The 9,989-nt window shown below is 60.2% G+C and carries 9 protein-coding genes; 5 read left to right on the forward strand and 4 right to left on the reverse strand.

What is annotated here, in order from left to right; genetic code table 11:
- Positions 1–85: 85 nt before the first annotated feature.
- Positions 86–580, forward strand: a complete 495-nt coding sequence (locus tag NW842_RS13575) for a DUF3531 family protein (protein ID WP_414331319.1) — start codon at positions 86–88, stop codon at positions 578–580.
- Between the two features lie 12 nt (positions 581–592).
- Here the strand turns inward: NW842_RS13575 and NW842_RS13580 are convergent, their stop codons facing one another.
- Both NW842_RS13580 and lptC read right to left on the reverse strand, forming a co-directional pair.
- Positions 593–2,368, reverse strand: coding sequence for a sulfatase (locus NW842_RS13580; protein WP_414418240.1), 1,776 nt, complete (start codon positions 2,366–2,368; stop codon positions 593–595).
- Positions 2,369–2,451: 83 nt separating this feature from the next.
- Positions 2,452–3,426 (reverse strand): LPS export ABC transporter periplasmic protein LptC, encoded by a 975-nt coding sequence (gene lptC / locus NW842_RS13585; protein ID WP_414418241.1) that lies wholly within the window; start codon positions 3,424–3,426, stop codon positions 2,452–2,454.
- A 155-nt stretch (positions 3,427–3,581) separates the two neighbouring features.
- On the opposite strand from lptC, the gene NW842_RS13590 reads away from it, so the two are divergent.
- Genes NW842_RS13590 through ppk1 form a run of 3 tightly spaced genes read left to right on the forward strand, consistent with a single transcriptional unit; the run spans position 3,582 to position 7,643 of the window.
- Positions 3,582–4,451, forward strand: a complete 870-nt coding sequence (locus NW842_RS13590; protein WP_414418242.1) for a branched-chain amino acid ABC transporter permease — start codon at positions 3,582–3,584, stop codon at positions 4,449–4,451.
- A complete protein-coding gene (locus NW842_RS13595) occupies positions 4,451–5,410 on the forward strand; it encodes a branched-chain amino acid ABC transporter permease (RefSeq protein WP_414418243.1) in 960 nt (319 codons plus the stop codon). The genes NW842_RS13590 and NW842_RS13595 overlap by 1 nt, the downstream gene beginning before the upstream one ends.
- Before the next feature lie 58 nt (positions 5,411–5,468).
- Positions 5,469–7,643, forward strand: a complete 2,175-nt coding sequence (ppk1, locus tag NW842_RS13600) for a polyphosphate kinase 1 (protein ID WP_414418246.1) — start codon at positions 5,469–5,471, stop codon at positions 7,641–7,643.
- Between the two features lie 80 nt (positions 7,644–7,723).
- On the opposite strand, the gene NW842_RS13605 is transcribed toward ppk1, so the two are convergent.
- Positions 7,724–8,224 carry a DoxX family protein gene (locus NW842_RS13605; RefSeq protein ID WP_414413368.1) on the reverse strand — a complete coding sequence of 167 codons (501 nt, stop codon included), beginning with the start codon at positions 8,222–8,224 and terminating at the stop codon, positions 7,724–7,726.
- A gap of 371 nt (positions 8,225–8,595) precedes the next feature.
- On the opposite strand from NW842_RS13605, the gene NW842_RS13610 reads away from it, so the two are divergent.
- Entirely contained in the window at positions 8,596–9,492 is an 897-nt protein-coding gene (locus NW842_RS13610) for an ABC transporter ATP-binding protein (protein ID WP_414418244.1), read from the forward strand.
- Here the strand turns inward: NW842_RS13610 and NW842_RS13615 are convergent.
- Positions 9,489–9,989 (reverse strand): RNA-guided endonuclease InsQ/TnpB family protein (locus tag NW842_RS13615; protein ID WP_414418245.1); only part of this gene is annotated, 501 nt, incomplete at its 5' end. The two genes, NW842_RS13610 and NW842_RS13615, sit on opposite strands and share 4 nt — an antisense overlap.

The raw sequence follows: 9,989 nt of genomic DNA on the forward strand, positions 1-9,989 counted from the left end.
GTTTGGAAACAAACAGAATGCTATCGCTGCATAGTTGAACAGTGATGTTCAGCAGTGTTCAGCGTAAATGTATCAGGAACTGTCCATGCAAGTGGAGTTTCGCGAGTGCGATCCGGGAAATCTGTGGATCTGGTTTGAGTTTGCCGAGCCGCCGGTCGAAGCTGAGCTGGAGTACCTCAACGAGGTGCTGGAGTCGTGGTACGTGTTGGGCAAGCTGGGCGGATTTAACGCCGAGCGTCTGGTGGCCCAAGAGGCCGAGGTGGATCTGAGCTATCTGGAGTATCCCAACGAATCGGAGCCCTTGCCTTCCCTAATGCACAACATGGGATCCCTGGAAGAGAAGGACAACTGGGCCCGCTGCTGGTTTGATCTGGGCACCGCCGATGCGATGGCGCTGGATGTGTTGATCAACGCCCTGCGCACCCTCAGCCTGGAATACATCGGCCTCAGCCGCGTGATTATCGGCGGGCAAAATGAGGATTGGCCAACGGCGGATCCGGAGGAGATGGATGACATGGATGACTACGATCTAAACGGCTATGTGCGGGATCACAGGGAGGAGGAAGGAGGGCTGGAATAGCGGGATCCCTGCCTACTCCAAGTAGCCCAGCTCCTGCATCTGCCGCACCAAGTCGGCATCGCTTTCCACATTCACCTTGCGAGGAGCCGTGCTAGGCCGCCGGGACTCTGCCCAGCTCACCCACGTTCTCAGCCCCTGCTGCAGGCGAGCCAGCCAAGCCTGGGGGGAAAGGGATCCCCAGCCGGCTTCCCCCGCCGACCGGTTGCGATAGCGCTGCGGGTCCACATCAGGCAGAGAGGAGACAGGATCCCCGTCGCCGACCCAAAGCAGATCCCGCAGCTCCGCCGGATCCTGCTCCAAGTTGTAGAGGCTGGGACGATCCCCCGTTTGGATGAGCTTGGTCATCCCCTCATAGAGGGCACGGCGGATGTCGTAACAGGCACGCGCCCGCAGCAAGCTGTCGTTGCGGTTTTCCATAGCCCGAATGAGGAGGTGGGGCGGGAAGGCTTCGCTGAGCACTGTTCCCTGCTCGGGATCTTCCCCTGCCAAGGTGCGGGCCAAGCTGAGGCGGGCGACCTCGCGGCGGAGCTTGAGGCTGACACAGGGGGCACCGTTGGGGGAAAGGTTGGGGCTAAAGCCGGCAGCTTCCAGGAGGGTATGGAAGAGGCGGCGGGTGGAAACGGGGGTGGCGATGCGCTTTCCTGCCGGGAAGTGGCCGGGATAGCGCAGGATGAGGGGCACGCGGATCAGCTCTTCGTAGACCACAAAGGCGTGGCCGACGAAGTCGTGTTCTCCCAGGCCTTCGCCGTGATCGGCGACGATGGCCACCAGCGTGTTCTGCTCCAGGCCGGTGTGGCGCAGAGTGTCGAAGACGGATCCCAGTAGGTGATCTTGGTAGGCCACCTCAGCATCGTAGATATCCCGCAGCACCTGCGCTTGCAGTGGAGAAAGGGGCTGCGGCAGGGGCGCCATCCAGCGGTAGGGCTGGGCGTTGTATTGGCGCAAAAAGTCGCGGGCCTCGCGGTTGCTTTTGAAATAGGGGGCGTATTTCTGCACAAAGGGCTCCGGCGGCCAGTAGGGCAGATGGGGCTCCATCAGGTTGACAAAGCAAAAGAAGGGCCGTGCTCCGGGATCCGACCGGCGGCGGGCCATCTGCTGCAGGTAGCGGTTGAGGTCGGCAATCGAGGCGGCGGTGTTGCCTTTGAAGTTGAGCAGGCGGGTCCAGAGGGAGGCAAACCAGGGGTGCAGCGCCAGCTGGAAGAGGGCGTCGGAGCGGGCAAAGGCGTTTTGCACCGGATAGGAGAGCCGCCGCCAAAATTGGGTGTAGGCGGCCAGCCAGCGGTTCAAGGGGGCGGGCAAGGGGGTGCCTTCGGGGGGGCGGGTGGGCAGAGCGCCACCGTAGTTGTAAAAGGTTTCAAAGCCGCGCCGCAAGCCGTTTTTCAGGATCCCCACCAGAGGGTTGTTGCAAAAGCCCACGGTGGTATAGCCACTCAGCTTTAACAGCTCTGCCAGGGTGGGCAGGGCGGGGCTCAGCTCCAGATCTGCTTGGACGGTCTGGTGGGTGCTGGGGTATTCCCCCGTAAAGAGGGAAGCGTGGGAGGGGATGGTCCATTGGGCGGGGGCAATGGCCCGCTCGAAGAGGGTGGATTCGGCGGCCAGCCGATCCAGGTTGGGGCTGGTGGGCACTTGGCGGGCACGCTCCGCTTCCGACCAGTAGCAGGAGAGACGATCTGCCCGCTGGGTATCCAGCACGATCAGCAGGATGTTGGGGCGTTCTACGGCAGCAGCGCCAGCCCTTACGGGGGAATGTCCTGTTTGCGCCACTCGGACGGAGTCCTCAAAGCTCACCACAACTCACCCGATACTTTTCCTTAAAGGTATCCCTATCCTGCCATGCTCTCGGCCAGCTTTCTGCTTCCCCCCAGCCCCCCTTAGGGCAAAGTGAGCTGGGTTTGGCTGTTGCCCTGGATCCGAGCGGTGTTGGCCTGCCAATCCAGGATCCCTTGGTTGCCTCTGACAGTCAAAGCCTGGCCGGGCTGGCGGTAGCGCACGTTGCCCTGGGCCTGCAGCTGGGTGGAGCCGATGCGCCAGCGGATCTCCTGGGCCTGCAGCTCTTGACCGGTTTGCTCGGCTTTGGCTTGCCCGTTGCCCAATATGCGCAACTCGGTTAGAGGCAGGGGAGCCCGCAACTGCTCGCCCCTGAGGCGCAAAGCTTGTAAGGGAGCGTAAACCTCTACAGACCCTACTGCCTGCACTTCCCCGACGCCAAATTGCCACAGAAAACGGCTGGCAGCCAGCTCCAGATCCGGATCCCGGTACTCTGCCCGCACCGGCTGAGTGGGATCCAGGTTCTCCAACTGCATCTGGGCTTGGCCAAAATCAACGAGCAGCCGATCCCCCCACAGGGATCCCTGGCCCTCCAACAGCTCCACTTTCACCTGGCCCTCGGCTTGGAGGCGGCGCTGTTCCGGCAGCCATTCCACCCGTTGGGCCTGCAGACGCAGATTATCCCGCTCTGATTCCACCTTGACTTGACCCGTCAATTCCAGCCGTCGTTCGCCGGGGTACGCGGATCCTCGCTCGGCGCGGGTGCGGATGGCGCGGTTGTCTTCGTCGAAGAATTCCCCCTGAACGGCCTGCAAATGGGCGGATCCCAACTGCACAGGAGTGGCGCTGCCTTCGGAGGGGGGCTCGTATTCGGCCAGGCGAGCCTGTAAGCGCCAAAGAATGCCGCCGTCGGGCCTGGCTTGGGTGAGGGTGATGTCTTCGTAGATTAACTGGGGAGTGGGAATGGGATCCGCAGGTGTGGGATCCCTGTCTGGGGATGGCTCCAGCGCTCCGCAGGCAAGGCTCAACAGGGCCAAAGCTGCCAGGGAGCTGAGGATGGACAAAGACCTGGACTGCATGGATCTTCTTCCTTGTGGGCGCTCTCCCCTACCCTAGCTTTCTTAGGACTCCGTCCCGCTGGCGCGATCAGCCGTATCCTTCCGCTGTGCCGGACGGGATCCCGCTCTCGGCAAACCCGTGGCATCATCAGGGCAAGGGGTTTTCGGGGGCAAGCGTGACCCAACTGTTGCAACTTTTCATTTACGGCCTCGTCTTGGGCAGCATCTATGCTCTGGGGGCAATTGGGGTATCCCTCACGTTTGGCATTTTGCGCTTTGCCAACTTTGCCCACGGGGATCTGATGACCCTGGGGGCCTACTTCGGCCTGACATTTGTTGGGTTGGGTTGGCCAATTGGGGTCAGCCTGCTCCCGGCAGCTTTGGCCACGGTACTTTGTGCAGTTGGGATCGACCAACTCATTTATCGCCGCCTGCGCCGGGAGGCACCAGTGATCTTGCTCATTTCTTCTTTTGGCACCGCCCTGATTCTGCGCAGCCTGGTGCAGATCATCTGGGGGCCCAACAATCAGGTGTACCGCAGCGGGATCCAGTTGCCGTGGCGGCTTGGGGAGCTGCGCATTAAGCCCGATTGGGCGGTAATCCTGGCGGGAACAGCCCTGTTGGTGGTGGCCCTGCATCTCTTCTTACAACGCACGCGGGTGGGCAAAGCGATGCGGGCCATGGCCGACAATTTTGAGCTGGCCAAGATTACCGGCATTGATACAGAGCGGATCGTCCTCTGGACTTGGGCCATTGGCGCAGCCTTGGCCTGTGCAGCAGGTGTGTTCCTGGGCATGGATACCCGTCTGCACCCCACCATGGGCTGGCGGCTATTGTTGCCCATTTTTGCAGCGGCCATTCTCGGCGGCATCGGTCGCCCTTACGGGGCCATTGCCGGAGGGCTGGTGATTGGCCTGGCGGAAGAATTCTCGACCTTGGTGATCAACCCGGCCTATAAAACCGGGGTGGCCTTCGCCATTTTGGTACTGCTGCTGATCTTCCGACCCACAGGATTACTGGGATCCCCAGGTGGGGGGGATGTCTGATGTTGAGCTACGGCATTTTCTTTTTGATTTTGGTGGGGATCTACGGCGTGCTGGTGCTGGGCCTCAATATCCAGTGGGGCTACGCCGGCATGTTCAACATCGGGGTGGGGGCTTTTTTTGCCGTGGGAGCCTATGCCAGCGCCATTGTCACCACACCCCCAAGCGCCGAGCATTTGGGCGGCTTCAATCTACCCTTTTGGGTGGGTTTTGCCGTGGCTGTGGCCGTCGCCGGAGCGATTGCCTTTTTGATCGGGTTGATTACCCTGAAGCTGCGTTCCGACTACTTGGCCATCGCCACCATCGGCATTGCTGAGATCATCAGCCAAATCCTGAGAAATGAGGGCTGGCTCACCAACGGTGTACGGGGAATTACCCGCATTCCACGACCCTTTCGCGGCTGGATCCCAGGTCAGGATACTCTTCTCTACTTGGGCTTGGTGCTGTTGATCTTGGCGGCGGTCTACTGGGCTGCGGAGCGGGCCTATCGCTCCCCTTGGGGGCGGGTGTTGCGGGCCATTCGCGAGGATGAACCGGCAACCATGGCCGCCGGCAAAGATGTGCTCCAGTTTCGCCTGCAGGCGTTTGTGCTGGGATCCATGCTCATGGGGTTGGCGGGGGCCCTCTACGCCCATTTTGTCAATTTCATCAGCCCAGAAGCCTTTCAACCGGAGTTTGCCACCTTCATCGTTTGGGTGATGTTGATCGCAGGGGGCAGTGGCAACAATCGCGGCGCCTTGCTGGGAGCGCTGGTGATTTGGGGGGTGTGGTCGGGCAGCGAGTGGCTCACCAACCGTCTGCCGCCCCAATGGGCCACCCGAGCCGGCCCTCTGCGTATTCTGTTGATTGGGATCCTGCTCCAGGTGATTCTTCTGACGCGCTCTCAAGGATTGCTGCCTGAACGTCCGCCCAAGCCCGTTTTGGGCCCTTCCCCTTCGCCTCAGCAGAACCCAGCAGGATAGGATTGGGTCGGCTCCAGCCGTTGTTGACGTGTTTGAGACAACCCAGCCCTCTGCCGCCATGACTCCGCGCCCCAAGGAAACCGACCCTTCCTGGCCACCTTGCAACCCTGACACGACGGGCTGCCCCCCGGATGCCGGACAACCAGGGATCCCGACTGCGCCCATCCAGGAGGGCTATGCTCTGCCGGAGCAGTATTTCAACCGGGAGCTGAGCTGGATCGAATTCAATGCCCGGGTTTTGCACGAGGCCCTGGATGAGCGCACACCGCTGCTGGAGCGGCTGAAGTTTCTGGCCATCTTTGAGAGCAACCTGGACGAATTTTTCATGGTGCGGGTGGCGGTGATCCGTCGTCAGTTGGAAACGGGCGTGTTGGTGCTAACCCCGGATGGCCTTACACCGCAGCAGCAGTTGCAGCAGATCTCGAGCCACCTGCGCCCCCTGATTCGAAAATTGCACACTTGCTTCCGGCAGGAACTGGTGCCCAAGCTGGCGGAACAGGGCATTCACATCCGCGATTTTTCCGAGCTGGCCGAGTCGGAACGGCAGGAGCTGCGGGACTACTTTGAGAGGCGTTTGTTTCCAGTGCTCACCCCCTTGGCGGTGGATCCAGGCCATCCTTTTCCCTACATCTCCAACCTCAGCCTCAGCTTGGCGGTGGTGGTGCGGGATCCAGAGACTGGCAAGGAGCATTTTGCTCGCGTGAAGGTGCCCAACACCTTGCCCCGCTTTGTGCCGCTGCGGGATGGGGTGAGCTTTGTGCCGCTGGATCAGGTGATTGCCCACCATCTGGAAGCGCTGTTTGTCGGCATGCAGGTGCTGGAGTACTACCCCTTCCGCATTACCCGAGATGCGGATCTGGAAATCCAAGAGGACGAGGCGGACGATCTGCTGGCTGCCATTCAGGAGGAGCTGCGCAAACGACGCTTTGGCTCGGTGGTGCGCATGGAAATTGCCAGCCAAACTCCGGCAGCCATCCGACAACGGCTCAGCGAAGAGATGCGCCTCAACAGTGACTCGGTGTACGAAGTGGATGGCCTCTTGAGTATGGGGGGGGTGATGGCGTTTCTCAGCCTGAATCGGCCCGATTTGAAGGATCCCCCTTGGGGGCCGGTCACCCCGCCCCGCCTGCGCACTGCCTCGGTCAGCGATGAGCCGGTGGATATCTTTGCCGTCATCCGGGAAGGGGATCTGTTGGTGCATCACCCCTACGATTCTTTTGCCGCCAGCGTGGAACGGTTTTTGGAGGAGGCCGCCAACGATCCGCAGGTGCTCACCATTAAGCAAACCCTCTACCGCACCTCCGGCGACTCGACGGTGGTGAAATCCCTCATTCAGGCCGCCGAAAACGGCAAGCAGGTGGCCGCTCTGGTGGAGCTCAAAGCCCGTTTCGACGAAGAAAACAACATCCTCTGGGCCAAAAAGCTGGAGAAAGCCGGGGTCCACGTGGCCTACGGCCTGCCGGGGCTGAAAATCCACTGCAAACTGGCTTTGGTGGTGCGGGAAGAGGAGGGATCCCTGCGCCGCTACGTCCACATCGGTACCGGCAACTACAACCCCAAAACCGCCCGTATCTATACCGACCTAGGGCTGTTCACTTGCGATGAGACCCTCTGCAACGATGTTACGGAATTGTTCAACCTACTGACGGGCTACTCACGGCAACGGCAATTCCGCAAGCTCTTGGTGGCCCCCAGAACCCTGCGCCAAGGCATGGAAGCCCTGATCCGCCGCGAGATGCGCCATGCCCAAGCGGGGGGCCAGGGGCGTATCATCGTCAAGATCAACTCTCTCACCGACCCGGAAATGATCCGGCTGCTCTACGAGGCCAGCCAAGCCGGGGTGGAGATCGATCTCATCGTGCGGGGCATGTGCTGCCTCAAGCCGGGGATCCCCGGCCTAAGCGAACGCATCCGCGTGATCAGCATCATCGGGCGCTTCCTGGAGCACTCCCGCATCTTCTACTTCTACAATGGCGGCCAGGAAGAGTACTTCATCGGCAGTGCCGACTACATGACCCGCAACCTGGATCGGCGCGTTGAGGTGGTTACCCCTGTCGAGGATCCCGCGTTGCAGCGGGAGCTCAAGGCGATCTTGGACATCTGCCTGACGGACAACCGGCAAGCCTGGGAGTTGCGCCCTGATGGCACCTACGTGCAGCGGCAACCCAAGCCAGGAGAGCCTGTGCGCTCCACCCACCAACGCCTAATGGAGCGGGCCGCCAGCCGCATTTAGCAGGATGACTCTCACTGCTAACCTCTCTCTCAGAGGGAGAGAGGAGCAGCCTCGCCGCTATCGGGAATGGCCACCAAAGCTCAGGATCCGGTGGTCTTGGCGGCCTCGGCCTCTTCCTCGCCCAGCGCAATTACCCGTTCCGTGGCCTGCAGCGAAGACTGCAAGCTCTCCAACTTCTCTCGGCTCGAGCGGTTCAGCCACGACTCGATTGCATTCACCAAGAGCTGATCCACAGAGAACCAGCCCCCCCCATTCACCGCAAAGGCCAGGAAGATCGCTGCGTAAATGGCCGACAGCTCCAGATAGGGAACGCTAAAGCCGGCCACTTTGATGTGGTGGAACATGGCCACTGCCATCGTGGCGAACAAACCCAACGCTGCCCCTCGGGTCAACAAACCCAGCGCCACCATGGGGGCTGCAATCAGCTCGGTATAGGCGGCTACATAAGCAAAAAAGATCGGGAAGGGCAACCCGATCACTTCTACATAAGCCGTCGCAAATCCTTCGATATCTGCCAGTTTGTCAAGGCCGTTGTGAATCATGAATAGCCCTGCCACCACCCGCAAAACGGTCCACGCCACTTGAGACCAGCGCGGAGTTACGCTGTCGTGACGCAAAGCTGAGGCGAGTAGCACGGGAAACTGCTGAGAGGGTGCCATAGGATAAAACCTGCGATGCAAAGATGAGCAAAGATTCTAACTCATTGTAACGATTCTAAATTTCTGTAACAAGATGGGGTTCAGATCCCCAGTGGTCAAGGGATCCCATCCAGAAACAAGGTCTCCGGCCCGCTTTCGCGACCGGTCGGGTGGGTTTCCGGCGAGCTTTCACCGCAGGCGATTGCGCCACACTATCTCTGCTCTTGGCCTGGGACTTTTCCGGCCTTGCTGAGACCTGTCAACCTCTGTAAATGGATTCCTACATAATGGGTTCATTTGCTGCCTGTGTCGATATGGTTGCCGAATCTGTCCTCGCCTCTGATGTCAGCTCCGCCAAATCCCAAGCCGGGAGAGAGGAGGGATCCCCGCCTGCCATTCGTTTGCGGAGGGTCAGCCGCAACTTTTCCGGGATCCAAGCGGTGGACGGGGTGGATTTGGAGGTGCAGCAGGGGGAGTTTTTTACGTTGTTGGGGCCGTCGGGTTCGGGCAAAACCACCTGTTTGCGGATGATCGCGGGCTTTGAGCGTCCGGATGAGGGGCAGATCGAATTGAACGGCCAGAATGTTTTGGGTCTGCCGCCCTACCGACGGCCTGTGAACACGGTGTTTCAGGACTATGCTCTCTTCCCCCACATGACGGTGGCGGAGAACGTTGGCTACAGCTTGATGATCCGCGGCATACCGCCGAAGGAGCGCCAAAAGCGAGTGCAAGAGGCGCTGGAGCTGGTACAACTGCCCGATCTGGGATCCCGTAAACCCAGCCAACTTTCAGGGGGGCAACGGCAACGGGTGGCCTTGGCGCGGGCTTTGGTTGGCCGACCGCAGGTGCTCTTGCTGGATGAACCTTTGGGGGCGCTGGATTTGAAGTTGCGCCAACAGATGCAGTTTGAACTCAAGGCCCTACAACACCGCCTTGGTCTCACCTTTTTGTACGTCACCCACGACCAAGAAGAGGCCCTGACCATGAGCGATCGTATTGCCGTGTTCAATCGCGGGCGCATCGAACAGGTGGGATCCCCGGCAGAGCTCTACGAGCGACCTGCCACCCGGTTTGTAGCCGGTTTTATCGGCCAAACCAACTTGATCGAGGGATCCCTGGCGGAACGATGCGTGGGAGAAGCGGCCCTGTTTGCTTTGCGCCCGGAGCACATTCGGATTGACTTATGTAAACTACCCGGCTCCGACCGCTAAGCGGTACGGAGCGGGCTTTCAGTAGCCCTGAGCCTGCTCTGCTCTACCAGAGAACAAAACAGGCCCGAACCTCTAGGCTGGTTTACGGCAGCCCCCAAGAGCGCAATTACGTTTGCACCATTCAAATCCGCATCCCCTTCCCATCCACAGTGCCCACACTTGAACGACTTGCCACTGCGGTAGGATTGCGCAGGGTCGGGATGGATGTGCAAACACTTGTGACAGGTCTGCGACGTGTAGGCAGGCGGCACCAGAATCAAAGCAACTCCTGCACGCAGAGTCTTGTATTCCAGAAACTGCCTCAGTTGGTAGAACGCCCAACTGTTGGCCCTGCGTCGCTCGGCTTTGCTGCGGGGTTGTTGGTTGATACGCTCCCGTATCCCTGTCAAGTCTTCCAAAGCAATAGCGCTGTTTGTGACCTTTGCCCTAGAGACAATAGCTTTGGAGATGCGATGATTGACCCACGCTTGAAAGCGTCTCTCCTTGCCAGACAGCCG

This window comes from Synechococcus sp. R55.4, from assembly GCF_047461935.1.
Lineage (GTDB): Bacteria > Cyanobacteriota > Cyanobacteriia > Thermostichales > Thermostichaceae > Thermostichus.

What these genes read in the sequence shown, in the direction of transcription:
- NW842_RS13575 (WP_414331319.1), top strand. Translation starts at nt 86, where the DNA reads ATGCAAGTGGAGTTTCGCGAGTGCGATCCGGGAAATCTGTGGATCTGG.
- lptC (WP_414418241.1), bottom strand. Translation starts at nt 3,426, where the DNA reads ATGCAGTCCAGGTCTTTGTCCATCCTCAGCTCCCTGGCAGCTTTGGCC.
- NW842_RS13595 (WP_414418243.1), top strand. Translation starts at nt 4,451, where the DNA reads ATGTTGAGCTACGGCATTTTCTTTTTGATTTTGGTGGGGATCTACGGC.
- ppk1 (WP_414418246.1), top strand. Translation starts at nt 5,469, where the DNA reads ATGACTCCGCGCCCCAAGGAAACCGACCCTTCCTGGCCACCTTGCAAC.
- NW842_RS13610 (WP_414418244.1), top strand. Translation starts at nt 8,596, where the DNA reads ATGGTTGCCGAATCTGTCCTCGCCTCTGATGTCAGCTCCGCCAAATCC.